Annotated in this window: 23 protein-coding genes and 1 riboswitch; of the genes, 10 read left to right on the forward strand and 13 right to left on the reverse strand. The window is 69.6% G+C overall.

Features of this window, described 5'->3' with window-relative positions; genetic code table 11:
• Window positions 1-8: 8 nt before the first annotated feature.
• From FOC67_RS15510 to FOC67_RS15540, 7 genes are all read left to right on the forward strand, one after another.
• Window positions 9-887, forward strand: a complete 879-nt coding sequence (locus FOC67_RS15510) for an SDR family oxidoreductase (RefSeq protein ID WP_009313867.1) — start codon at window positions 9-11, stop codon at window positions 885-887.
• Window position 888: 1 nt separating this feature from the next.
• Window positions 889-2505 carry a geranyl-CoA carboxylase subunit beta gene (gene atuC, locus FOC67_RS15515; RefSeq protein ID WP_003138715.1) on the forward strand — a complete coding sequence of 539 codons (1617 nt, stop codon included), beginning with the start codon at window positions 889-891 and terminating at the stop codon, window positions 2503-2505.
• Window positions 2506-2621: 116 nt separating this feature from the next.
• Window positions 2622-3782 (forward strand): citronellyl-CoA dehydrogenase, encoded by a 1161-nt coding sequence (atuD, locus tag FOC67_RS15520; RefSeq protein WP_003101733.1) that lies wholly within the window; start codon window positions 2622-2624, stop codon window positions 3780-3782.
• A gap of 20 nt (window positions 3783-3802) precedes the next feature.
• Window positions 3803-4597, forward strand: a complete 795-nt coding sequence (gene atuE, locus FOC67_RS15525) for an isohexenylglutaconyl-CoA hydratase (RefSeq protein WP_003090995.1) — start codon at window positions 3803-3805, stop codon at window positions 4595-4597.
• 45 nt (window positions 4598-4642) lie between these two features.
• Entirely contained in the window at window positions 4643-6628 is a 1986-nt protein-coding gene (gene atuF, locus FOC67_RS15530; protein WP_003110272.1) for a geranyl-CoA carboxylase subunit apha, read from the forward strand.
• Between the two features lie 51 nt (window positions 6629-6679).
• A complete protein-coding gene (locus FOC67_RS15535) occupies window positions 6680-7504 on the forward strand; it encodes an NAD(P)-dependent oxidoreductase (RefSeq protein ID WP_003101741.1) in 825 nt (274 codons plus the stop codon).
• A 162-nt stretch (window positions 7505-7666) separates the two neighbouring features.
• A complete protein-coding gene (locus FOC67_RS15540) occupies window positions 7667-9493 on the forward strand; it encodes a long-chain-acyl-CoA synthetase (RefSeq protein WP_003138713.1) in 1827 nt (608 codons plus the stop codon).
• Between the two features lie 13 nt (window positions 9494-9506).
• Here FOC67_RS15540 and FOC67_RS15545 read toward each other — a convergent pair whose 3' ends face one another.
• The 13 genes from FOC67_RS15545 to cobG form a co-directional block, all read right to left on the reverse strand.
• Window positions 9507-9929 carry a hypothetical protein gene (locus FOC67_RS15545; protein WP_003091000.1) on the reverse strand — a complete coding sequence of 141 codons (423 nt, stop codon included), beginning with the start codon at window positions 9927-9929 and terminating at the stop codon, window positions 9507-9509.
• Between the two features lie 345 nt (window positions 9930-10274).
• Window positions 10275-11039: an anti-sigma factor SbrR gene (gene sbrR, locus FOC67_RS15550; protein ID WP_009313863.1), complete on the reverse strand. Its 765-nt coding sequence runs from the start codon at window positions 11037-11039 to the stop codon at window positions 10275-10277.
• Window positions 11036-11620: an ECF family RNA polymerase sigma factor SbrI gene (gene sbrI, locus FOC67_RS15555; RefSeq protein WP_003119848.1), complete on the reverse strand. Its 585-nt coding sequence runs from the start codon at window positions 11618-11620 to the stop codon at window positions 11036-11038. The genes sbrR and sbrI overlap by 4 nt, the downstream gene beginning before the upstream one ends.
• A 328-nt stretch (window positions 11621-11948) precedes the next feature.
• Complete coding sequence (locus tag FOC67_RS15560; protein WP_003091003.1) at window positions 11949-13388, reverse strand: PLP-dependent aminotransferase family protein; 1440 nt, start codon at window positions 13386-13388, stop codon at window positions 11949-11951.
• Between the two features lie 221 nt (window positions 13389-13609).
• On the reverse strand, window positions 13610-13978 hold the full coding sequence (locus FOC67_RS15565; protein WP_009313862.1) for a hypothetical protein: 369 nt from the start codon (window positions 13976-13978) through the stop codon (window positions 13610-13612).
• A gap of 86 nt (window positions 13979-14064) precedes the next feature.
• Window positions 14065-14703 carry a response regulator transcription factor gene (locus FOC67_RS15570; RefSeq protein ID WP_003091005.1) on the reverse strand — a complete coding sequence of 213 codons (639 nt, stop codon included), beginning with the start codon at window positions 14701-14703 and terminating at the stop codon, window positions 14065-14067.
• Window positions 14704-14896: 193 nt separating this feature from the next.
• Entirely contained in the window at window positions 14897-15706 is an 810-nt protein-coding gene (locus FOC67_RS15575; protein WP_003091007.1) for an OmpA family protein, read from the reverse strand.
• A complete protein-coding gene (locus FOC67_RS15580; RefSeq protein WP_031627552.1) occupies window positions 15706-16065 on the reverse strand; it encodes a DUF4398 domain-containing protein in 360 nt (119 codons plus the stop codon). The genes FOC67_RS15575 and FOC67_RS15580 overlap by 1 nt, the downstream gene beginning before the upstream one ends.
• A complete protein-coding gene (locus FOC67_RS15585) occupies window positions 16062-16910 on the reverse strand; it encodes an ABC transporter substrate-binding protein (protein ID WP_009313860.1) in 849 nt (282 codons plus the stop codon). Before FOC67_RS15585 ends, FOC67_RS15580 begins: the two co-directional genes overlap by 4 nt.
• A gap of 69 nt (window positions 16911-16979) precedes the next feature.
• Complete coding sequence (gene cobJ, locus FOC67_RS15590) at window positions 16980-18659, reverse strand: precorrin-3B C(17)-methyltransferase (RefSeq protein WP_121335127.1); 1680 nt, start codon at window positions 18657-18659, stop codon at window positions 16980-16982.
• On the reverse strand, window positions 18652-19404 hold the full coding sequence (locus tag FOC67_RS15595; RefSeq protein WP_003091011.1) for a precorrin-2 C(20)-methyltransferase: 753 nt from the start codon (window positions 19402-19404) through the stop codon (window positions 18652-18654). The genes cobJ and FOC67_RS15595 overlap by 8 nt, the downstream gene beginning before the upstream one ends.
• Window positions 19401-20027, reverse strand: a complete 627-nt coding sequence (locus FOC67_RS15600) for a precorrin-8X methylmutase (RefSeq protein WP_003107929.1) — start codon at window positions 20025-20027, stop codon at window positions 19401-19403. The genes FOC67_RS15595 and FOC67_RS15600 overlap by 4 nt, the downstream gene beginning before the upstream one ends.
• Window positions 20024-21394, reverse strand: coding sequence for a precorrin-3B synthase (gene cobG, locus FOC67_RS15605; RefSeq protein WP_009313857.1), 1371 nt, complete (start codon window positions 21392-21394; stop codon window positions 20024-20026). Before cobG ends, FOC67_RS15600 begins: the two co-directional genes overlap by 4 nt.
• Window positions 21395-21483: 89 nt before the next feature.
• A riboswitch (cobalamin riboswitch) is annotated at window positions 21484-21735 on the reverse strand.
• Window positions 21736-21820: 85 nt separating this feature from the next.
• On the opposite strand from cobG, the gene cbiE reads away from it, so the two are divergent.
• From cbiE to FOC67_RS15620, 3 genes are read left to right on the forward strand one after another with little or no spacing between them, the layout of a single operon-like run.
• Complete coding sequence (cbiE, locus tag FOC67_RS15610; RefSeq protein ID WP_003112036.1) at window positions 21821-23068, forward strand: precorrin-6y C5,15-methyltransferase (decarboxylating) subunit CbiE; 1248 nt, start codon at window positions 21821-21823, stop codon at window positions 23066-23068.
• Window positions 23061-24161: a cobalt-precorrin-5B (C(1))-methyltransferase gene (locus FOC67_RS15615; RefSeq protein WP_003112035.1), complete on the forward strand. Its 1101-nt coding sequence runs from the start codon at window positions 23061-23063 to the stop codon at window positions 24159-24161. The genes cbiE and FOC67_RS15615 overlap by 8 nt, the downstream gene beginning before the upstream one ends.
• Entirely contained in the window at window positions 24158-24886 is a 729-nt protein-coding gene (locus tag FOC67_RS15620) for a cobalt-precorrin-6A reductase (protein ID WP_009313856.1), read from the forward strand. Before FOC67_RS15615 ends, FOC67_RS15620 begins: the two co-directional genes overlap by 4 nt.
• Window positions 24887-24904: the final 18 nt, after the last annotated feature.

The following is a 24904-nucleotide window of genomic DNA, read 5'->3' on the forward strand; positions in this document are numbered from 1 at the left end:
CCAGAACAATGAGCTACGACTCGATCTTCCGACCTGGCCTGTTCGACGGCCAGACCATCATCGTCACCGGCGGCGGCAGTGGCATCGGCCGCTGCACCGCCCATGAACTGGCGGCCCTCGGCGCCCACGTGGTGCTGGTCGGACGCAAGGCGGAAAAGCTGGAGAAGACCGCCGGCGAGATCGTCGAAGACGGCGGCAGCGTCAGCTGGCACGCCTGCGACATCCGCGAGGAGGAAGCGGTGAAGACGCTGGTGGCGAATATCCTGGCCGAACGCGGGACCATCCATCACCTGGTCAACAACGCCGGCGGCCAGTATCCCTCGCCCCTCGCCTCGATCAGCCAGAAGGGCTTCGAGACCGTGCTCCGCACCAACCTGGTCGGCGGCTTCCTGGTCGCCCGCGAAGTGTTCAACCAGTCGATGAGCAAGACCGGCGGCAGCATCGTCAACATGCTCGCCGACATGTGGGGCGGCATGCCCGGCATGGGTCACTCCGGCGCCGCGCGCTCCGGCATGGAGAATTTCACCAGGACCGCCGCCGTCGAGTGGGGCCATGCCGGCGTGCGGGTCAACGCGGTGGCGCCGGGCTGGATCGCGTCCAGCGGCATGGATACCTACGAAGGCGCGTTCAAGGCGGTGATCCCGACCCTGCGCGAGCACGTGCCGCTCAAGCGCATCGGCAGCGAGTCGGAAGTCGCCGCCGCCATCGTCTTCCTGCTCTCCCCCGGCGCCGCCTTCGTCAGCGGCAACACGATCCGCATCGACGGCGCCGCCAGCCAGGGCAGCCGCGCCTTCCCGCTGCTCAAGGGCAAGCCGGGACAGAGCCGCGCGTACAACGGCTTCCACCGCGCCTACCTGCCCGACGTACTGAAGGACCAGGAGGACTGACATGCCCGCGATCCAGTCGGAACTCGACGTCAACGGCGAGGACTTCGCCCGTAACCGCGAGGCCATGCTCGCCGCCGTGGCCGGCTTCCGCGAATTGGAGCAGAAGGTCCTGGACAAGGCCGCCGAGGCCAGGCCGAAGTTCGAGAAACGCGGACAACTGCTGCCGCGCGAACGCCTGGCGTTGCTGCTCGATCCGGGCGCGCCGTTCCTCGAACTGTCCTCGCTGGCCGGCTACAAGCTGCACGACGACAAGGACGGCACCCAGGCCGGCGGCGGGATCATCGCCGGGATCGGCTACATCGCCGGGGTGCGCTGCCTGGTCAGTGCCAGCAACAGCGCGATCAAGGGCGGCACCATCTCCCCGACCGGGCTGAAGAAGACCCTGCGCCTGCAGCAGATCGCCATGGAGAACAAGCTGCCGGTGGTGACCCTCACCGAAAGCGGCGGCGCCAACCTCAACTATGCGGCGGAGATCTTCGTCGAAGGTGCGCGCGGCTTCGCCAACCAGGCGCGGATCTCCGCCATGGGCATTCCCCAGGTCACCGTGGTGCATGGTTCCAGCACCGCCGGCGGTGCCTACCAGCCGGGGCTGTCGGACTACGTGGTGGTGGTGCGCGGCAAGGCCAAGATGTTCCTCGCCGGGCCGCCGTTGCTCAAGGCCGCCACCGGCGAGATCGCCAGCGACGAGGAACTCGGCGGAGCCGAACTGCACGCGCAGGTCGCCGGCACCGCGGAATACCTGGCGGAAAACGACGCCGACGGCGTGCGCCTGGCCCGCGAGATCGTCGGCATGTTGCCGTGGAACGCACAACTGCCGGCGCGCCCGGCGCGTTCCTGGCGCGAACCGCTGTACCCGGTGGAGGAGCTGCTCGGGGTGGTTCCGGCCGACCCGAAGAAGCCCTACGACGTCCGCGAGATCGTCGCGCGCATCGCCGACGGCTCCGAGTTCCTCGACTTCAAGAACGAGTTCGACGGCCAGACCATCTGCGGCCACCTGCGCATCGAGGGCCACGCCTGCGGCCTGATCGGCAACAACGGACCGATCACCCCGCAGGGCGCGGCCAAGGCGGCGCAGTTCATCCAACTCTGCGAACAGAGCAACACGCCGCTGCTGTTCCTGCACAACACCACCGGCTTCATGGTCGGCACCGAGTCGGAGCGCCAGGGCGTGATCAAGCACGGCTCGAAGATGATCCAGGCGGTGGCCAACGCCCGCGTGCCCAAGCTGACCCTGGTGGTCGGCGGCTCCTACGGCGCCGGCAACTACGCGATGTGCGGACGCGGCCTCGACCCGCGCTTCATCTTCGCCTGGCCGAACAGTCGCACCGCGGTGATGGGCGGCGCCCAGGCCGGCAAGGTGCTGCGCATCGTCACCGAGGAGAAACACGCCAAGGAAGGCAAGGAAGCCGACCCGAAGATGCTCGACATGCTGGAAACCGTCACCGCGCAGAAGCTCGACAGCCAGTCCACCGCGCTTTACGGCACCGCCAGCCTGTGGGACGACGGCCTGGTCGACCCGCGCGACAGCCGCAGGCTGCTCGGCTACCTGCTGGATATCTGCGCGGAAGCCGAGGCGCGGCCGCTGAAGGGCAACAGCTTCGGGGTCGCGAGGTTCTGACTGCAACAGGCGAGCCGGCGACAGCCCCTCTCCCCGCTCTCCCTGAAGGAAGAGGGTTGGGAAAGAGCAAGCGGATCCTGCCGGAAAACAATGATGCCCAGGAGGAAAGACAACCCATGATCTTCACCCAGGAACACGAGGAACTCCGCCGCACCGTTCGCAGCTTCGTCGAGCGGGAAATCAACCCCAACGTCGACCAGTGGGAAAAGGACGGCCGCTTCCCGATCCACGAGATCTTCCGCAAGGCCGGCGAACTCGGCCTGCTGGGCATCTCCAAGCCGGAGAAGTTCGGCGGCATGGGCCTGGACTACAGCTACTCGATCGTCGCCGCCGAGGAATTCGGCAGCATCACCTGCGGCGGCATCCCGATGGCCATCGGCGTGCAGACCGACATGTGCACCCCGGCCCTGGCCCGCTTCGGTTCCGACGAGTTGCGCGAGGAGTTCCTCCGCCCGGCCATCGCCGGCGAGATGGTCGGCTGCATCGGCGTCTCCGAGGTCGGCGCCGGCTCCGACGTCGCCGGCCTGAAGACCACCGCGCGCAAGGACGGCGACGACTATGTGATCAACGGCAGCAAGATGTGGATCACCAACTCGCCGTCGGCCGACTTCATGTGCCTGCTCGCCAATACCTCCGACGACAAGCCGCACGTCAACAAGTCGTTGATCGTGGTCCCGATGAAGACCCCGGGCATTACCCTCAGTCCGCACCTGGACAAGCTCGGCATGCGCAGTTCGGAGACCGCCCAGGTGTTCTTCGATAACGTCCGCGTACCGCAGCGCAACCGCATCGGCGCGGAAGGTGCCGGCTTCATGATGCAGATGCTGCAGTTCCAGGAAGAACGGCTGTTCGGCGCGGCCAACATGATCAAGGGCCTGGAGCACTGCATCGACGTCACCATCGAGTATTGCAAGGAGCGCAGGACCTTCGGCCAGCCGCTGATCGACAACCAGGTCATCCACTTCCGCATGGCCGAGATGATGACCGAGGTCGAGGCGCTGCGCGCCCTGGTCTACCAGGCCACCGAGCTGTACGTGAAAGGCAGGGACGTGACGCGCCTGGCTTCCATGGCCAAGCTCAAGGCCGGCCGCCTCGGCCGCGAGGTCAGCGACGCCTGCCTGCAGTACTGGGGCGGCATGGGCTTCATGTGGGACAACCCGGTCTCCCGCGCCTACCGCGACACCCGCCTGGTATCCATCGGCGGCGGTGCCGACGAGATCATGCTCGGCATCATCTGCAAGCTGATGGGCATCCTGCCGGGCAAGAAGAAAGGCTGACGTTCCAGGAGGAAACCGGCATGAGCCTGCCGCATTGCGAGACCCTGCTGCTGGAACCCGTCGAGGGCGTCCTGCGGATCACCCTGAACCGCCCGCAAAGCCGCAACGCCATGAGCCTGGCGATGGTCGGCGAACTGCGCGCGGTGCTCGCCGCCGTGCGCGACGACCGTAGCGTGCGGGCGCTGGTGCTGCGCGGCGCCGACGGGCACTTCTGCGCCGGCGGCGACATCAAGGACATGGCCGGTGCCCGCGCCGCCGGGGCGGAAGCCTACCGCACGCTGAACCGCGCCTTCGGCAGCCTGCTGGAGGAAGCCCAGGCCGCCCCGCAACTGCTGGTGGCGCTGGTGGAAGGCGCGGTGCTCGGTGGCGGTTTCGGCCTGGCCTGCGTGTCGGACGTAGCGATCGCCGCCGCCGATGCGCAGTTCGGCCTGCCGGAAACCAGCCTCGGCATTCTCCCGGCGCAGATCGCGCCTTTCGTGGTCCGCCGCATCGGCCTGACCCAGGCCCGCCGCCTGGCCCTCACCGCCGCCCGCTTCGACGGCCGCGAGGCACTGCGCCTGGGCCTGGTGCATTTCTGCGAGGCCGACGCCGATGCCCTCGAACAGCGCCTGGAGGAAACCCTCGAGCAACTGCGCCGCTGCGCGCCGAACGCCAACGCCGCCACCAAGGCCCTGCTGCTGGCCAGCGAAAGCGGCGAACTCGGCGCCCTGCTGGACGATGCGGCGCGCCAGTTCGCCGAAGCGGTGGGCGGCGCCGAAGGCAGCGAAGGCACCCTGGCCTTCGTACAGAAACGCAAGCCGGTCTGGGCCCAGTGAGCCACGACCGCGAAACAGGGCAACAGCCTCCAGGAGCCGAACGACATGCCCAGCTTCAACAAGATCCTCGTCGCCAACCGCGGTGAAATCGCCTGCCGGGTGCTGCGCACCGCCCATGAACTGGGCTACCGCAGCGTCGCCGTGTACAGCGAGGCGGACGCCGACGCCCGCCATGTGCAACTGGCCGACGAGGCCGTGTGCATCGGCCCGGCAGCGGTGGCGCAGTCCTACCTGAACCTCGAGGCGATCCTTGACGCCGCCCGTCGCAGCGGCGCCGAGGCGATCCACCCCGGCTACGGCTTCCTCTCCGAGAACGCCGAATTCGCCCGTGCCTGCGAAGCCGCCGGGATCGTCTTCATCGGCCCGGATGCGGAAGCCATCCACCTGATGGGCAGCAAGCGCCTGTCGAAGATCGCCATGCTCGCCGCCGGGGTGCCGTGCATCCCCGGCTACGAAGGCGCCGAACAGGACGACGCGACCCTGCGGCGCGAGGCCGAACGCATCGGCTACCCGCTGATGATCAAGGCCAGCGCCGGCGGCGGCGGCCGCGGCATGCGCCTGGTGGAGGAACCCGGCCAACTGCTGGAACAGTTGCGCACCGCGCGCTCGGAAGCGCTGGGCGCCTTCGGCAGCGCCGAGCTGATCCTGGAGAGGGCCGTGCCGCGCCCGCGCCACGTGGAGATCCAGGTGTTCGGCGACCGCCACGGCAACCTGCTCTACCTCGGCGAACGCGACTGCTCGGTGCAGCGTCGCCACCAGAAGGTCATCGAGGAAGCCCCCTGCCCGGTGCTCGATGCCGACCTGCGTCGCGCCATGGGCGAGGCGGCGGTGAAGGCCGCGGCCTCGGTCAACTACGTGGGCGCCGGCACCGTCGAGTTTCTTCTCGGCGAGGATGGTCGCTTCTACTTCCTGGAGATGAATACCCGCCTGCAGGTCGAACACCCGGTCACCGAACTGGTCACCGGCCAGGACCTGGTGGCCTGGCAGATCCGCATCGCCGAGGGCCATCCGCTGCCGCTGCGGCAGGAGCAGGTGGAACTGCGCGGGCATGCCATCGAGGTCCGCCTCTACGCCGAGGACGCCGGTCGCGGCTTCCTGCCGCAGACCGGCACGGTGCTGCGCTGGGACCCGGAACTGCTGCCCGGCGTACGCATCGACCATGGCCTGGTCGAGGGGCAGGCGGTGACGCCCTTCTACGACCCGATGCTGGCCAAGCTGATCGCCTACGGGGCGACCCGCGACGAAGCCCGGCGCAAGCTGATCCGCGCGCTGGAGCGCTGCGTGCTGCTGGGGGTCGACGGCAACCAGCGGTTCCTCGCCAACCTCCTGGCGCATCCGGACTTCGCCGCCGGCGAGGCGACCACCGCCTTCATCGGCGAACGCTTCGCCGAAGACCCCAGCCTGCAACCGCGCCAGCCGGGCGCCGAGGAACTGGCCCTGGCCGCCGCCCTGCTCTACCAGGCCGGCGCCGAGGCCAGTGCGCACCAGCCCGGCCTGGCCGGCTGGCGCAGCGCCGCCGGGGCGCCGTGGAAGATCGTCCTGAAGCACGCCGAACAGCGCCTGGAGATCGGCCTGGAGGTCCTCGAAAGCGGCCGTCGGCCGCGACTGCTGGCGCGCCTGGAGCGACGCGAGATCGCCGTGCGCCTGCTCGACTGCGACGGACGCTGGGCCAGCGCCGAACTCGACGGCATTCGCCGTCGCCACGCCTACCACCTGGACGGCGGGCGCCTCTGGCTATACGGCCACGGCGGCAACCTCGAACTGCTCGACGTCACCCACGCCGGCGCCAGCGCCCAGGTCGGCGCCAGTTCCGGCACGCTCAAGGCGCCGATGGACGGCGCCATCGTCGAGGTGCTGGTCGGCGAGGGCGAACGGGTCGGCAAGGGCCAACTGCTGCTGGTGCTGGAGGCAATGAAGATGGAACACCCGCTGAAGGCCGGAGTCGACGGCGTGGTCCGCCGCGTCCAGGTCGGCCGTGGCGAGCAGGTGCGCAACCGGCAGGTGCTGGTCGAGGTGGAAGCCGACGCCTGAGACACCCCGCCGCTCATCCGCAACGACAACGACAAGAAAACGGAGACGCCCATGTCACTGCACGGCAAGACCCTGTTCATCACCGGCGCCAGCCGCGGCATCGGCCGGGAGATAGCCCTGCGCGCCGCGCGCGATGGCGCCAACCTGGTGATCGCGGCGAAGAGCGCCGAGCCGCATCCGAAGCTGGAAGGCACCATCTTCAGCGTCGCCGCCGAGGTCGAGGCCGCCGGCGGTCAGGCCCTGCCGCTGCAACTCGACGTGCGCGACGAGCAGGCCGTGGCGGCGGCCATGGCCCGCGCCGCCGAACGCTTCGGCGGGATCGACGCGCTGGTCAACAACGCCGGGGCGATCCGCCTGGTCGGGGTGGAAAAGCTGGAGCCCAAGCGCTTCGACCTGATGTACCAGATCAACACCCGCGCGGTGCTGGTCTGCAGCCAGGCCGCCCTGCCCTACCTGCGCAGGAGCGCCAACGGCCACATCCTCAGCCTGTCGCCGCCGATCAACCTGGCCGGCAGGTGGTTCGCCCAGCACGGCCCCTACACGGTCACCAAGTACGGCATGAGCATGCTTACCCTGGGGATGCACGAGGAGTTCGGGAAATACGCCATCAGCGTCAACGCACTGTGGCCGAAGACCATGATCGCCACCGCCGCCATCGAGTTCGAGCTGGGCAGCCGTGACGCCTTCCGCCGCGCGCGCACCCCGGCGATCATGGCCGACGCCGCGCACGCCATTCTCACCAGCGAGGGGCGCAGCCTCAGCGGGCGCCTGCTGGTCGACGAGGAATTGCTGCGCGAGCGCGGCCAGAGCGATTTCGAGCAGTACCGCTACGACCCGGAGGGTGGCGCGCTGGTGCCCGACCTGTTCCTCGACTGAGGTCTCCGACGAAAGGCGCGCGGCGCTCTGCGGCGGGCTTCCGGGCTATTTGCCGAAGTGCCCCGGGGCGACCGCGCAACGGTCATAGCCGAGGCGGCGGCTGCGGTCTAGAGTCGCGGGAGCGTCCTACGCCCCGCACAACAACGACAAAGCGCGAGAGCCATGACCCACGCCGACCTGATCACTTTCAACCGTTTCGTTGCCCGCCTGCCTGCCACCTTCGGCCGCGTGCCGCGCATGCTGCGCGGCCTGTACTACACCGCGATCCGTAACCGCGAGAAGAGCCTGTCCCTGGGCTGGGCGCTGGAGCGCGCGGCACGCCTGTACCCGGACAACCCGGCGGTGCTCGACGGCCAGCGGCGGATCAGCTACGCCCTGTTCAACGGCTGGGCCAATCGCCTGGCGCGCGCCTTCAAGGCCGAGGGCGTAGGCCACGGCAGCGTGGTCGCGGTGATGCTGGAAAACCGCGTCGAGCTGCTGGCGATCCTCGCCGCCCTGGCCAAGCTCGGCGCCATCGGCGCACTGGTCAACACCACCCAGCGCGGCAAGGTCCTGGTGCACAGCCTGAACCTGGTGAAGCCCGGCCACTTCGTGGTCGGCGAAGAGTTGCGCGAGGTGTTCGAGGAAGTCCGCCAGGAGGTGCTCGGCAACGCCGGCCATTGCTACTGGGTCGACGACGGCGACACCCTCGGCGATCCCGGCTCGCCGCCGATGGGCTGGCGCAACCTGATGCGCCTGGCCCAGGGGCAGACCTCGGAGAACCTCGAGGACACCGGCAGGGTGCGGCTCAAGGACTCCTGCTTCTACATCTACACCTCCGGCACCACCGGCCTGCCGAAAGCCTCGATCATGAGCCACGGCAAGTGGATCAAGGCCTACGGCGGCTTCGGCCATTCCGGCCTGGGCCTGGGCCGCGACGACGTGCTCTACCTGACCCTGCCCTGCTACCACAACAACGCCGTGACCGTCTGCTGGAGCGCGGCGCTCGCCGGCGGCGCGGCCATGGCCCTGCGCCGCAAGTTCTCCGCCAGCGGTTTCTGGAAGGACGTGCAGCACTACCGGGCGACCTGCTTCGGCTACATCGGCGAGCTCTGCCGCTACCTGCTGAACCAGCCACCGTGCGCCGAGGAACGCGGCAATAGCCTGACCTGCATGATCGGCAACGGCCTGCGCCCGTCGATCTGGGCCGAGTTCAAGCAACGCTTCGAGATCCAGCGGATCACCGAGTTCTACGCTTCCAGCGAAGGCAACATCGGCTTCACCAACGTATTCAATTTCGACAATACGGTGGGCTTCTCCCCAGCCACCTACGCCATCGTCCGCTACGACCTGGAGAACGACCGCCCGGTGCGCGACGCCAAGGGCTTCATGGAGAAGGTCGGCAAGGGCGAGGTCGGCCTGCTGATCAGCGAGATCAGCGCGAAGTGGCCGTTCGACGGCTACACCGATCCGGCCAAGAGCGAAGCGGTGATCCTCCGCGACGTGTTCAAGAAGGGCGACGCCTGGTTCAACACCGGTGACCTGATGCGCGACATCGGTTTCAAGCACACCCAGTTCGTCGACCGTCTCGGCGACACCTTCCGCTGGAAGGGCGAGAACGTTTCCACCACCGAGGTGGAAAACGCTCTCGGCGCCTTCGACGGGGTCGAAGATGCGGTGGTCTACGGCGTGGAGATTCCCGGCACCAACGGCCGCTGCGGGATGGCCGCACTGCGCCTGGCCGATGGCGTCGAACTGGACCGCGACGCCCTCGCCGCGCACCTCGACCGCGAGTTGCCGGCCTATGCCACGCCGGTGTTCCTGCGCCTGCTGCGCGAAGTCGAGACCACCGGCACCTTCAAGTACAAGAAGACCGACCTCAAGCGCGACGCCTACGATCCCGCGCGGGTGAGCGACAAACTCTTCGTCAGGTTGCCCGGCAGCGCCGGCTACCAGCCGTTGGACGCGGAGCTGTACCAGGCGTTGCAGGAGCAGCGCTACCGCTTCTGAGCGCCGGGGCGGCCTACTGGCGGAACTCGAACTGCAACTCGGCCCCTTCCAGGGGCCGCGACACGCCCAGTTCGCGGTCGCGATAGAGCAACTGGCCGTTGAGGCGGAAGTCGCTGTCGTCCTTTTCCTCGAACATCGGCGGCAACAGCGGCTTGGGCTTATGGGTCTCTTCCGTGCCGGGCGGCGCCATCTTCTGCACCAGTTCCTTCGGCAGGCGCAGGTCCAGCTTGGCGCTCGGCAGCGGCTTGCGCACCTCGGGGTCGAGACGAGCGGTGGAAGCGCGCTTCGCCGGCGCCGGCTTGTCCTTGGCGACCGGCCTGCTGGCCGGCTTCGGCGGCGCAGCCGCAGGCTTCGGCTTGGCCGGCGGCTTGGGTTCGGCAACCTGCTCCGCGGCTGGCGCGACCTTCTTCGAAGCTGTTTTCGGCGCGGCAGGCACGGCAGGCGCTGGCTCCGCTCGTGCAGGCTTCACTGGCTTGGCAGGGGCGCGCTGCTCCTGCGGCGGTGCTTCCGGGGCTTTCTTTTCCGGTGCCTTGGAGCCGTCATCACAGGCCGCCAGGAAGCAACCGAAAAGAACAACGACGCAAATTCGGCAAAGACGTTTCATAGTCACGCAGGTATGGCCAATTGCGGCAATGCTGACGGCAGACTGCAACCAAGGCAAGGGGTCACTATCGTCATCCTGGCACTCTCTCGGTTGTTCGCCCCATGTCTAACCTGTCATGCACGGATAACCGCTTGATGTCAGCCCGCGACGCCATCACGGCGTCGCGGGCCATGGTCGTCACGGCCGTTTCTTGGCGCTCGCGGCTATCGTCGCGAGGCGTTCCAGTCGTTCCACCAGGTTCTCTCCGGGGAAACGTTTCTGCAGCTCGGCCAACTGGGTCGCGGCCTGCTCCGTCTTGCCCTGCTCACGCAGGGCAAGGACCGCCCCGAGCGCCTCGTCGAGCACCTCCGGCTTCACCGCAACCGCCTTGCCCCTGGCCTGGGCGACGAAGTCGCCAGCCAGCTCCGCCTGGACCTTCGCCTGCTGCGCGGCCTGGGCCGGCGGTCGGTCGGCCAGGGCAGCCGGAGCCGGCGGCGCGGCCTCGGCCATCAGTTGCGGCGCCTCCCCGGACGATGCGTAGCTGGCCAGCAAGGCCGGGGGCTCCGACATCTCGCCGGACAGCGGAGCCGGCGCCGCCGGCGCGCGCATGGCCCGCTTCGCCGCAGCGGCCCCGGCGACTCCGTCGCGCAGGGGCACATCGCTGAACGCCACTTCGGGCCGGGCCTGGCGCTCGGGGTCATCCAGCACGTTGTGGCTCACCAGCCCCAGCACCAGCGCCACGCCCAGCAGGCTGGCGAAGGCCGCCTGCCAACGCGGCCTGCGGGAGGCTTCCAGCCAGCGCCGCCACCAGGACCGGGCGGGTTCGACATGCGCCGCCTGGCGTCGCGCGGCGGCGAGGATCGCCTGGTCCAGCGCCGGCGCCGGCTGCTGCGGCGCGTGGGCGCGGAAATGCGCCAGCATCTGCTCTTCGGCGACGCTCGCGGAATGCTTCTGTGGGTTCATACCGCCACCTCCTCGGCCAGCAGCCGGCGCAGCTTCTGCACCGCGTAGCGGAAACGGCTCTTCACCGTCTCCAGCGGCGACTGGGTGAGCGTGGCGATCTCGGCCAGTTCCAGTTCACCGTGGGCGCGCATCAGGAATACCTCGCGCTGTTCCTCGGGCAGGGTCTCCAGCGCGCTCTGCAAGCGCTCGCCGTCGCGGCTCAGGCTGAGCTGCTGCTCGGGGCCGGCGCCCTGGTCGGGTTGCGCGTGCAACTGTTCGTCGTAGCTGTCCTGCAACGGCTGGCGCTGGCCATGCTTGCGCCAATGATCGATCAAGCGGTTGCGGGCGATCTGGTAGAGCCAGGTGCGGAAGCTCGCCCGGCCCTGTGGCTGGCTCTCGCTGCGGATCAGGCTGAGCCAGGTTTCCTGGTAGATCTCGTCGGCCAGTTCGGTCTGTCCGGCCAGGCCGCAGAGAAAACGGTAGAGACCTTGCCGATGGCGCTGGTAGAGCACCTCGAAGGCCGCGCTGTCGCCCTTGCGGTAACGCGCCAGCAGCGTTTCGTCGCTGCCGGCGGCCGTCGTGGCGCTGGTGGAGGCATGCATGCCGCTGGTCGACTCCTGTCCTGTGTCAAAGGCGACCGAGAGCAGGCTCATCGGCCACATCCTTCGCGGCGCGCATCGGCGTCGCCACGAAACGCCCGGGCCGTCGCCAGAAGCGCGACCGGAGCGGCTATCGGTAGACATTTTCCAGCGTCGGACAGTTCGGCGAAAGTGCCGCTCCGGATGGAAGCCGGGAAAAACATCGAGACGACCTCGTCGTGCAGCGGAGAATACCCGCTGAGACGAAGCTGTCGGTGGATTCGGGTTAATCCCCGGAAAAATTCTTCGCGGACTGCCACGGGCGCCCCTCAGCCAAGGGAGCGCCTCGCGCTCAGGCGGCGATCAGGCCTTCCTGGCAAAGCTGCCCGGCAAGCATGCCGAGGGTCATGATCGCCCGCTCCGCCTCGCGGTTCCAGGGAATCCCGCAGGTCAGCCGCAGGCAGTTGTTGAACTGCTCGGTGTTGCTGAAGATCAGCCCCGGGGCGATGCTGATGCCCTGCTCCAGGGCCCGCACGTGGAGTTCCTTGGTGTTGACCTTGGCCGGCAGGCTGACCCAGAGGATGAAGCCCCCCTTGGGCCGGGTCATCTGCGTCCCCTCCGGGAAGTACTGCTGCACCGCCAACTGGTAGGCGGTCATGTTCTTCCGGTACTCCTGGCGGATGTAGCGCAGGTGGCGGTCGTAGCCGCCGTTCTCCAAGTAGGCGGCGACGCCCATCTGGGTCACGGTGCAGGCCGAATGGGTGGTGAAGGTCTGCAGGCGACGGATCTCCTCCTGGTAGCGCTCGGCGATGATCCAGCCGATGCGTACGCCGGGCGAGATGGTCTTGGAGAAACTCGAGCAGTAGATCACCCGGCCGTCGCGGTCGTGGGACTTGAGCGAGCGCGCCTGGCCCTGGTCGAACATCAGTTCGCCGTAGATGTCGTCCTCGACCACCCCGATGTTGTGTTCGGCGGTCAGTTTCAGCAGTTGCTTCTGGCGATCCTCGGGAATCGTCCCACCGAAGGGATTGCTCAGCCGCGCGGTCAGCACCAAGGCCTTGATCGACCACTGGTTGGCCGCCAGTTGCAGCGCCTCCAGGCTGATCCCGGTGCGCGGGTCGCTGGGGATCTCGATGACCTTCAGGCCCAGCACGTCGGCCAGTTGCAGCAGTCCGTAGTAGCTCGGCGACTCGGTGGCGATCAGGTCGCCGGGACGGGTCAGCACCCGCAGGGCCATGTGGATCGCATCCACGCAGCCGTGGGTGATGGTCACCTGCGACGGGTCGACCACCACGCCGGCGTCGCGCATGCGGATCGCCACCTGCCGCCGCAGCGGCTCGAAACCGGGGCTGAACATGTAGCTGAACGCCCGTGGGCTTTGGAAGCGGGTGACCTTGGCCAGTTGCTGGTGCAAGGCGCGCACCGGCAGGTAGTCCACGTGCGGCACCGCCGCGCCGAGCGGGAACACCCCTTCGCGGCGGGACTCGGCGAGCACCTGGTTGATGATGCTGCTGCGGGTGACCAGGCCGGGACGCTCGACCCGCGCGATATCCGGGGTCGGCGCGGTCAGTGCCGGGGTGCGGTGGACGTAGAAGCCGGATTGCGGACGGGCGCGGATCAGTCCCTGGTCCTCGAGGGTGGCGTAGGCCTGCAGCACGGTGGCGTGGCTGACGTTCAACTGGGTGCTGAGCTTGCGCACCGACGGTACCCGCTCGCCCGGCTGGTAGACGCCACGGCGAATGTCCTCGGCCAACTGCTGGGCGATGCGTTGGTAAAGCAGCAGATTGGTCATGGCGGGTTTTCCTCGGCGATTGAACCGAAACAGTAGCTCAATTCGTGAAACTGCTCCAGAACAGTTCGGCCGACAACCAGGCATACAGTCGCAAAACTGTACGGGTCGGTCGCAGAGACGGCGCGTTCGCGAGAAAAAGAAAACCCGGTCGGTCGCCACCGGCCGGGTGCGGGCGGGAAACAGTCCGCCAAGAGCCGCCTGGGGAGCGGCCATAGGGAAAGTCAGAAACGCAACGCGTCCGCCGCCGCGCTCTCGCCGGTCGACGCGTGCCAGGCGAAGGGGCTTGGCGCCAGGCCGAGATCGCCGAACAGGCGGTAGTCCGGGACGGCGGCGGGCTGGCGGGCGACCGGGGAAAAATCATCGCGGCCGAGGCGGGTGACCAGAACCCGGGCCTGCACCTGCAACGCCACCAGGCTGAGGCTTTCCCGCGCCGTGCAGCCCGCCTCGCCGCACGCCACCGGCGAGTCCTCCAGCAGGAGTTCCTGGCGGCGTGCTTCGGCAACCGCGCGGAGTTCGGCGGCGAAGGACGGCTGGCACAGGCTCAGCAACAACGGCAGGACGAAACGGGCAAAGCGGGGCTGGCGGATCATGCGGATTCCTCGGCTGCGGCGGGATGGCTCCCGGGGGCTGGCGAGGATTGTTCCGCAACTGGCGGTCGAGATGTTTCGAACCCCGGTCAGGCGAGTTCGTGGAGCCAGTTCATCACGCCCAGGGCGATCAGTTCGGCGTCACTGTTGAGGCCTATCTTGACCATCGCGTTCTTCTTGTGGGTGCTGATGGTCGACACGCTGCGCATGGTCCGCTGGGCGATCTCGCTGACCGTGTCGCCACGCGCCAGGCGCCGGAGGATGTCCACCTCGGTGGGGCTCAGCGGCTTGCCGGTATGCCGCTGCGGGTGCAGGCCGGGGTCGAGGAAGGTCTGTCCGAGCGCCATGCACTCCAGCGCCGCCTTCAACGTCTCCAGCGGGCTGCGCTTGCTGATGTAGGCCGAGGCGCCGCTGCGCAGGACCGCCTTGGCCAGCAACGGCGCGCTGAACACCGAGTAGACCATCACCTTCATTTGCGGGCAGTGCCGGGTCAGCCATTCCACCAGGTGGATACCGTCGCGGCTGCGCTGGCCAGGCAAGCCCAGCTCGGTGATCAGGATGCTTTCCGGCGGCAGGTCGGCCAGGCGCTCCACCAGGCTGTCGCTATCGCCGACCACCGCCAGCACCTGGCGTCCGCACTCCTCGCTGAGGTAGCGCTGCAGCGCCCACTGCATGACCGGGAAGGAATCGGCGATCACCAGCCCCGGCAGGGTTTCGTTCGAACTCATGGCGCCTCTCTACTCGTTATAACGAAATACAAGGTGCTTATGCTGCACGGATTGCCGCTCGAACTAGTTCGATCCCGATGATAGCCCGCTCTTGCGCAAGTTCTGACAGAGGAATCCAGCGCCACCCGGTTCGCCAGACGAAAAAAGCCCCGGACCCTTTGGGGTACCGGGGCTTCCTGCGGCGGCGCGGTTCTCAGCGCGGCGCGCTGAGCTGGCCCTTGTCGTTGGAGAAGACGATCTCCACCCGGCGGTTCTGCGCCCGTCCCCGGTTGGAGGCGTTGTCGGTGACCGGGAAGGCTTCGCCGTAGCCGACCACCTGCATGCGCGCGGGATCCACGCCGAGATCGGCGAGCACGTCGGCCACCGCCTGGGCGCGCTCGCGCGACAGGTCGAGGTTGGCCTGCCTGTCGCCGACGCTGTCGGTATAGCCTTCGATGCGGATCACCCGCCGCGGATTGAGCTGGAGGAACTGCACCAGCTTCAGCGCGGTGCGGTTGGCCGCCGGCTTGAGTTCGGCGCGGTTGAAGTCGAACAGCACGTCGCCAAGGGTGAGCACCAGGCCACGCTCGGTTTCCTCGGTGCTGAGACTGGCGATCTCCTCGCTCAGGCGCTGGCCCTGCTCCTGCACGCTGAGCAGCTTGGCTTCGCGCAGGGCCAGTTGCAGGCGCTCGCGCTCCAGTTGCAGGCGGGTCAGGCGCTCCTGGTTGAGGTTGAGCAAGGCGTGCTGGCGAGCGATCTCGCTGTAGCGCTGGCTCAGGTAGGCATACTGGATCACGTCGCTGCTGCTGCCCCAGTAGCTGGACAGGCGTTCGGCGCGGGCCAGCGATTCGCCGGCGCGGATCACATCCTTGGGCGCCGCGCGGAGCACGTCGGAATCTTCCTTGACCTGGTCGAACTCGCTCTGCGCCTTGGCCAGCGACTGTTCGCTGAGCTTGTGGTCGGCGCAGCCAGCCAGCGCGGCGCAGGCCAGCAGGGTGGCGAAGAGAGTCGCTTTGCCCGGCATCAGTCGGTCTCCCCCAGTTGCTTGCGCAGACGTTTCAGGCTCTTGTCCAGCTCGCCGAGCTGGTCCTTGCTCTTCTGCGTCAGCACCTTGGACTCGGCGAGGCGTGCGTCCAGCTCGGCCTGCTCGGCCAACAGGCGCGCCTTCTTGTAGGACTCCGCGGTCAGCGCGATCTGCGCCGCGGCGTACTTGTCCTGGGCCAGTTTCAGCTCGGCCACGTCGTCGGTGGCACCCACCGCCTTGGCCTGCTCCAGCGCCTGTTCGGTCAGGCGCATCTGCTCCAGCGGAGCCGGGTCGTTGCTCGCACAACCGCTCAGGGTCAGCGCGGCGAGGCCTGCGGCCATCATCCATCGAATGCTCACAAGTCACTTTCCTGCGTAGTCGAACTGGCGCCGGAAGCCGGCAATTGCTGGGCTTTCCAGCGTTCGAGATTGTCCTGCAAGAGCGTTACGGGAACGCCGGCAGCCGACAATTCTGTCATCTTTTTCGCCAGTTGTCCGCGCAGCCACGGATCGTTGCAAGCGGAGTTGTGCGACAGCGTCAGGTACAGCCCCTCGCTGCTCAGCACCGGTTCCAGCGCCTCCAGGTCGTCGGCCATGCCCAGCGCCTCGACCTGAGCCTGCCCGGGCAGCGCCTGGTAGAGGAGGAACTCGCTGCGCTTGAGCATCAGGTCCTGCAAGCCCTGGGTCAGGCTCGGCACCGGCTTCAGGTCGAGGCTGGCCTTGGCGAAACGGTCGAACTCCTCGCCCAGGCTGCTGCCGGCCAGCACGCTGCCCTTGTGCCCGATCAGGTCGTCGCGGCCGATGAACGGGAACGCGGCGTCCTTGTTCACCCAGACCACCCCGCTGGTCATCAGGAACGGCGGATGCACATAGTCCATGCTGCCGAGCCGTGCCAGGGTCAGGTAGGCCCCGGCGAGCAGGTCGGCGCGACCGCTGGTCACCTCTTCCTGGGCCTTCTCCCAGGAGCCGCTGTAGAGCACGTCGATGCGCACGCCGAGCTCCTTGCCCAGGCGCTGCAACAGGTCGGCATTGGCTCCGATCAGGCGCTTCGGATCCTGCGGGTCGCGCCACAGGTAGGGTGGGTACTCCGGGTTGCCGGTGGCCACCAGGCGCTCGCAGGAGCCGGCCGCCGCGGCCAGCCCCGGAACGAACAGCGCCACCAGCAGGATGCCGGCCAGGCGGCACGGGGAACAGCGAAAGGACATGGATTCAGGCTCCGCGGTACAGGGATGCGCGCAGCAGTCTGCCACATTTCCGCGCGCACTCCCGCCCCGCTATTCCGATGGGTACCAGCGCGGCGTGTAGACCCAGGCTTCGCCGTCGGCGCGCGGGAAGCTGCGGGTAGTGGACGAGCCGATGATCACCAGGGTGCGCATGTCCACCTGCTCCGCACGCAGCTCGCCCAGTGTGGTGCGCAGCAGGCGCTCGCCGGGCCGCCCGATGTCGCGACCGAGCACTACCAGGGTCTGCGGCGAACGATGGCGGGCGACGATCTCCAGCGCCCGTCCCAGTTGCCAGGGCCGCGCCCGCGAGATCGGATTGTAGAAAGCCATCGCCAGGTCGGCGGCGCCGGCCAGGTCGAGGCGCCGCTCGATCACCTCCCAGGGCTTGAGGTTGTCGGACAGCGACAGCAGGCAGAAATCGTGGCCCAGAGGCGCCCCCGCCCTGGCCGCGGTGGCCAGGGCCGCCGAGACGCCAGGGAAGATCCGCAGCTCGACCACGTCCCAGGCCGGCTCGCCAGCGCCATGCAGGGCTTCCAGCACCGCGGCGGCCATGGCGAACACGCCGGGGTCGCCGGACGATACCAGCACCACCGCCCTGCCCGTCGCCGCCAGTTCGAAGGCATGCCGGGCGCGCTGCAATTCCTCGCGGTTGTCGCTGCCATGCAGCACCTGTCCGGCGCGGAAGGGTCCGGCCATGTCGACGTAGGTCTGGTAGCCGAGGATGTCCTCGGCCTCGTCCAGTGCCCGCCGCGCCGCAGGCACCATCAGCTCGGCGCAGCCGGGCCCCAGGCCGATCACCGTGAGTCGGCCGCGACGCTGGCCGATGCGGTCCATCGCCAGGGGCGCGGCGGCCACCGCCAGCCGGTCGCCGACCTGCTCGGCGGCGGGCAAGGCCTGGCGCAGGCGCGCAGCGGGATCGGCCTGCGGCAGGAAGCGCAGCGGTACGCCGAGCGCATCGGCGGCGGCCTGCAGGCGCGGATCGGCCATCCGCGCGCTGTCGGCCAGCAAGCCGCCGAGCGCCGCCGCGGCCAGGCCGGCATCGACCAGCGCCTGGCGCACCGCGTCCGCCGCCGCGTCGGCAGGTTCGAGCGCCGCCAGCACGCAGCGCGGATGGATCAGCAGTTCCTCGGCCCGCGGCGCACGCGCCGAGGGCGTCACGTGAATCGCCAGCGCCGCCGCCGGGTCGCGCGGCAAACGGGCCGCGTCGAGCCAGCCGGCGGCACCCTCGACGCGCACCGGCTGGCCACCGAGCAAATCGGCAACGAAGCGCTTGCCCTGCTCCAGGTCGGCCAGGACATAACCGGCGGGCGGGTTGAGCACGCAGGTGCCGAAGCGCAGCTCGCCGCTGGTGGTGATCGCCGGCGCCACGGCCAGCACCTCGCCGATTTCCCGCGCCAGCCGGTTGACCCCGGCCAGCCCGCCGAGCAGCGGCACCACCGCGCTGCCGTCCTCGGCCAGGGCCAGCACCGGCGGCTCCGCTCCCTTGCGTTGCAACAACGGCGCCAGGCTGCGAATGACGATGCCGGCGGCGCACAGGGCGACGATCGGGCGGTCGGCGCAATACAGTTCGCGCAGGGTGTCGCCGAAGTCCGTATAGGAACGGTCGGCCTCGACCCGCCCGGCGAGCCCGTGGACCAGCGCCCCGGGATAGCGCGCCTGGACCCGCCGCGCGGTATCCAGCGCACCCTGGCCGAGGATGACGATGGCCGGAACCTGCTGGGCGTCACTCACCGCCGGCCCCTCCCTGCCACTTGTCGCCGGGGACGACGATCAGCGAGAAGTACGGCGAGGCCATCGGCTCCACCCGTTCCAACGGCACGATCCGCTGGTTGGCCATGGTCGCCCGCTCGACGTACAGCGCGCGGCGCTCGAGGCCAAGCTCGACCAGCACGCGGCGGACCTTGTCGAAATTGCGACCGAGTTTCATCACCACCGCCGCGTCGGCATCCGCCAGGCGCCGGCGCAACTCCTCCTCGGGCAGCACTCCGGAGAGCACCGAGAGGCTCTGGTTGCGGTATACCAGCGGCGCACCGAGCACCGCCGCGCCGCCGAGCATCGAGCAGACGCCAGGCACCACTTCGCTTTCGTAGCGCGTCGCCAGGCGGTCGTGCAGGTACATGTAGGAACCGTAGAAGAACGGGTCGCCCTCGCAGATCACCGCCACGTCGCGGCCGGCGTCCAGGTGCGCGGCCAGCTGTTCGGCGGCGGTGTCGTAGAAATCGCTGATGATGGTCTCGTAGCACAGCGGCGGTTCCAGCTTCTCGGTGGTCACCGGGTAGACCAGCGGCAGGCGCACCTGGGCCTGGTCCAGGTGCGCCTCGATGATGCCGAAGGCGTTGCCCTTCTTGCCCTTGGCCACGAAATAGCCGACCACCGGCGCCGCGCGCAGCAGGCGCAGGGCCTTGAGGGTGATCAGTTCGGGATCGCCGGGCCCGACGCCCAGGCCCAGCAGGCGGCCCTTCACGACACTCATCATTCGCGCTCCGTGGCCAGGGCGTTCACCGCCGCGGCGGCCATGGCGCTGCCGCCACGGCGACCGCGGACGATCACGTAGGGCACCCCGCGGCTATCGGCGGCGAGCATCTCCTTGGATTCCGCGGCGCCGACGAAGCCGACCGGGAAGCCCAGGATCAGCGCCGGTTTCGGCGCGCCGGCGTCGAGCATTTCCAGCAGGTAGAACAGCGCGGTCGGCGCGTTGCCGATCACCACCACGCTGCCCTCCAGGTGCTCGCGCCAGTGCTCCAGGGCCACCGCCGAGCGGGTATTGCCGAGTTCCGTGGCGAGCGCCGGCACGTCCGCTTCGTTGAGGGTACAGATCACCCGGTTGGCGGCGGGCAGCCGCGAGCGGGTCACGCCTTCGGCGACCATCCGCGCGTCGCAGAGGATCGCCGCACCGGCGGCCAGCGCGGCGCGGCCGGCGGCGCCGGCGCCGGGCGAGAAGCGCAGGTCGTCGACCACGTCGACCATGCCGCAGGCGTGGATCACCCTGACCGCGAGCTTTTCCAGGTCGGCCGGGATGCCGGCGAGGTTCGCTTCGGCGCGGATGGTGGCGAACGACTGGCGATAGATCGCCTGGCCATCGCGGATGTAGTCAATCATGCGGGTTTTCCGGAAGTGGGCTGGGAAGGCAGGGCCGCCAGGTAGTCGGCGGCCGTGGCGAAAGTCAGGCGGCTGGCCAGCAACTGGCCGAATCCGGGGTGGCATGGGTCGCGCCGGTACAGGTCGTAGAACCCGCCGCTGCGCGCCAGCAGGGTGAGCGGCGCGCGGTGGGCAGCGGCGCAGGACCGTTCGCAGCCGCACAGGTGCAGTTGCGGCAGGTCGCTGCGCGGGCCGAGGCGTTCGGCCAGGCGCAAGGCGTCGCCCTTGGTGTCGGCCAGGCCCCTGGCGCAGGCGCTGGAACCGCTGCAGGCGATCAGCCGCGCCAACGGCGCGTCGGGCTCGGTCAGCAGGCCGAGTCCGCGCAGGCCGAGCAGCGCCTGGTGGGCCTCGGCCTGCGCCAGGTTCGGCAGGAGCACGCCTTGCCAGGGGGTCAGGCGCAGGCTGCCGTCGCCATGGCGCTCGACCAGCTCGGCCAGGCCTTCCAGGCAAGCGCTGTCGAGCCGGCCGAGCGGCGCCGCCGCGCCGACCATCGCCAGGCCCGGCTGGCGTTGCGGCTGGACGCCGAGATGACTCCACGCACGCCCCGGCGGACGCCGCCAGGCCGCCACCCGCTCGTCACGCCGCAGAGGGAAATCCAGGCGCGCCTGCAAGGCCTCCAGCAAGGATTCTCCGGCCAGCTCCTGCAACAGGTGGCGCATCCGCGTCTGTTGCGGCTGGGCGCGTTCGAGGAACAGGTCGAGCAGCGCCAGCACCAGGGACTCGCCCCGCTCCGCCGGCAACGCCGCCAGGGGGCGGTCGCGGGCCGGGCAGCCGGCGAGTCCGAAGACCAGCGTCGCGGTCGGCGCCGCAGGCATCGGCGAGAGCCAGATGTCATGGGGATGTTCGAGCATCGCCAGGTCTTCGCCGCCGTCCAGCTGGATGGCGAACTTGGCCGACAGCGCGTGGTAGCGGCTGTCCGCCTGGAGCCGCAGCAGCAACCGCGCGGCCAGCGGGCGCACGTCCAGCGACAGGTGCGGATCGAGCCCGGCGGCCGGGCTGAGCATCAGGTTGCGCACGTCGTCGGCGCCGGCCAGGGCCCCATGCCGGGGACCGAGGCCGGCGTCCAGCAGGCGGCGGACGAGCCGCTCTTCCTCGCCGCGGCGGACGCCACGCAATTGCAGGTTGGAACGGTTGGTCGCCTCGATCACGCCGCTGGCGCAATCCCGCGCCGCGGCCGCCACGGCGCGTGCCTGGGCGGCGTCCAGGCGACCGGCATCGAGCTTGATGCGGCAGATGCCGCCGTCCAGCGCCTGGACGATACGCAGCAGGCCGGGACAGGGTGACGGACGTGGTACGGGCAGGGGCGCCGGGGTCTGGTCGTCGTTCAAAAACGCTACTCGAATCGGCGTCGCGGCGACCGCACCGCTGTCCCCCAGGGACAGACCACGGCATCGGTACACCCCGCCCGATGTTGGCACTCGCGACTGGTTTCGGCGGCAGGTCTCCTGGCTCGCAGCCCGGCGTTCCACCCGGGGGAGGAACCTCCGCTTCGCGCCGCCTTCCCGGTAATCCAGTGGCGAATGGCGCGAATACAGGCTGCATACAGTTGCGGGGGCAGCCACGGCTAGGCCCGGGCTTCGAAAAGACCGCGGCTCCGTGTTCCCTCTTCGGCCCTCGTTGGCCCCGCGCTAACGCGAAAGGGCCGGGCACCGACGAACGCGCTATTATGCCGCCCAGCCCGGGGCCGGGAAAACCCATTCCGTCCGGAAGCCGTCGCGGGCCCTTCACAGACGCATTTCAGGAGTATCGGAACCGTGTCATCGGCAGACTCGACGCCGCCCTGGCTGACCCTGGTGGGCATCGGCGAGGACGGTTATCCCGGCCTCGGCAAGCAGGCCCGGCGTGCCCTGCTACAAGCCAGCCGGATCGTCGGCGCGGCACGCCAGCTGGAACTGCTGCCGCCGTGCATCGGCGCCGCCCGCGAAACCTGGCCGACGCCGTTCTCCCTGGAACCATTGCTGGCCCGACGCGGCCAGCCGACCTGCGTGCTGGCCAGCGGCGACCCGATGCTGTTCGGCGTCGGCGCCAGTCTCGCCCGGCAACTGCCGGCGACCGAACTGCGGGTCCTGCCGGCGCCCTCCTCCCTCTCGCTGGCCGCCGCCCGCCTCGGCTGGGCCCTGCAGGAAGTCGCCTGCCTGTCGCTGGTGGCGCGCCCGCTGGCGGCGCTGCAGGCACAGGTCCACGACGGCCGGCGCCTGCTGGTCCTCAGCAACGACGGCGACAGCCCGGCCGCCATCGCCCGCCTGTTGAACGCCCGTGGCTTCGGCGCCAGTCGCCTGAGCGTGCTGGAACACCTCGGCGGGCCGCTCGAGCGCCGTCTCGACGGCCTCGCCGGCGACTGGTCGCTGCCGCGCGCCGCCGATCTCAACCTGGTGGCGGTGGAATGCCGCGCCGGCACCGGCGCCGTGCGCCTGCCGCTGACCCCGGGCCTGGCCGACGAAGCCTATCGCCACGACGGCCAGCTGACCAAGCGCGACGTCCGCGCCGTGACCCTGGCGCGCCTGGCGCCCTGCCCCGGCGAGCTGCTCTGGGACGTCGGCGCCGGCTGCGGCTCCATCGGCATCGAATGGATGCGCGCGCACCCCAGTTGCCGGGCGATCGCCATCGAAGCCAACGACGAGCGCCAGGAACATATCCGCCACAACCGCGACGCCCTCGGCGTACCGACCCTGCACCTGGTCGCCGGCAGCGCCCCGGAGGCGCTGCTGGAACTGCCCGAGCCGGACGCCATCTTCATCGGCGGCGGGGTCACCGCCGAGGGCGTGCTGGAGACCTGCTGGGAGCGCCTGCGGCCCGGCGGCCGCCTGCTCGCCAACGCCGTCACTCTGCAGAGCGAACGGGTGCTGCTCGACTGGCAGCAACGCCTGGGGGGCGACCTCACCCGCCTCGGCGTCGCCCACGCGCGACCGCTGGGCGGTTTCGACACCTGGCGCCAGGCCTTGCCGATCACCCTGCTGGAATTGCGCAAACCCGCCGCCAGGAAGCCTCCCCGCGATGCGTGAGGAAACCCCCGAGCAGCCCGCGCCGTTGCGCAGCGGCTACACCACCGGCAGTTGCGCCACCGCCACCAGCCTGGCGGCGGCGCGCCTGCTGCTGGGTGGCACGATCAGCGACGCGGTGCAGATCGTCCTGCCCAAGGGCCAGCAGGTGCTGATGCGCCTGGAATTCTGCCGCGCCTGGGAAAACGGCGCGGAAGCCGGCACCCTCAAGGATGCCGGCGACGATCCCGACGTCACCCACGGCGCCCTGGTGTTCGCCCGGGTGCGCCTGGGCGCCGAGCCTGGCGTGCGCTTCCATGCCGGCCCCGGGGTCGGTACGGTGACCCGCCCGGGGCTGACCCTGGCGGTCGGCGAGCCGGCGATCAATCCGGTGCCGCGACAGATGATCGAACGCCACCTCGCCCAGCTCGCCGCCGAACGAGGCTACGCCGGCGGCTTCGAAGTCGCCATCGGCGTGGAGGGCGGTGCCGAGCTGGCGCTGAAGACCATGAACCCGCGCCTGGGCATCCTCGGCGGGCTGTCGATCCTCGGCACCAGCGGCATCGTCCGGCCGTTCTCCTGCTCGGCCTATATCGCCTCGATCCATCAGGGCATCGATGTCGCTCGCGCCAACGGCGTCCGCCACATCGCCGCCTGTACCGGCAACGCCAGCGAGGACGCCATGCGCCGGCGCTATGGGCTGCCGGAGATCGCCCTGATCGAGATGGGCGACTTCGCCGGCGCGGTGCTCAAGCACCTGCGCAAGGCACCGGTGGAAAAGCTCAGCCTGTGCGGCGGCTTCGGCAAGATCAGCAAGCTCGCCGGCGGCCACCTCGACCTGCACAGCCGCCACTCCAGCATCGACCTGCCGCAACTGGCCGGCTGGGCTGCCGCGCTCGGCGCCAGCGCCGCGCTACAGGACTGCATGCGCGCCGCCAACACCAGCCAGCAGGCGCTGGCCCAGGCACACGCCGAAGGCGTGGCCCTGGGCGATGCGGTCTGCGCCCACGCCCTGCGCTTCGCCCGCGGCATCGTGCCCACCGAGGTGGCGCTGGAAGTCTTCGCCATCGACCGCCAGGGCAACCTGGTCGGCCAGGCCTGCGAGGAGCGCCGATGAAGCGCCTGTTGCTGCTCGGCGGGATCGGTGAGGCCCTGGCCCTCGCCCGCCGGCTCGGTCCGGCGCATCTCTACAGCCTCGCCGGGCTGGGCAAGGTGCCCGGCGACCTGGCCTGCCGGGTCCGGGTCGGCGGCTACGGCGGCGCCGAAGGGCTGGCGGCGTTCATCGACGAGCAGGGCTTCGACCTGCTGGTGGACGCCACCCACCCCTACGCCGCACGGATCAGCCAGAACGCCGTGCGCGCCGCGCGACTGGCCGGAGTGCCCTGCTGGGCGCTGCGCCGGCCCGGCTGGCAGGCCGGGCCCGGCGACGACTGGCGCGAGGTAGCCGACTGGCGCGAGCTGATCGCCGCCCTCGCACCCTTCCGCCGTCCGCTGTTCACCCTCGGCCGCGAACCGCTGGAGCATCTCGGCCAGGTCCCGCCGCACCAGCACTGGACCGTGCGCTGCCTGCAAGGCCAGCCGGCCGCGCCGCGCGCCGAGGTGATCGGCGCGCGCGGGCCGTTCAGCCTGGATGGCGAACGGGCGTTGTTCGAGCGCCTCGCCTGCGACGTGCTGGTGAGCAAGAACAGCGGTAGCCAGGCCACCGAGCCGAAGCTCCAGGTGGCGCGGGAAATGGGCCTGCCGATGCTGGTCCTGGCACGTCCGCCGCTGCCGCCGGCGGACCGCGAGTTCGCCGACGGCGAGGCGCTGCTGGCGGCAATCCGCGATTGGGAAAGCGCCTGAAGCGAACGCCCACCCACT

Source organism: Pseudomonas sp. FDAARGOS_761, assembly GCF_013343155.1.
In the GTDB taxonomy this organism is placed as follows: Bacteria; Pseudomonadota; Gammaproteobacteria; order Pseudomonadales; family Pseudomonadaceae; genus Pseudomonas; species Pseudomonas aeruginosa.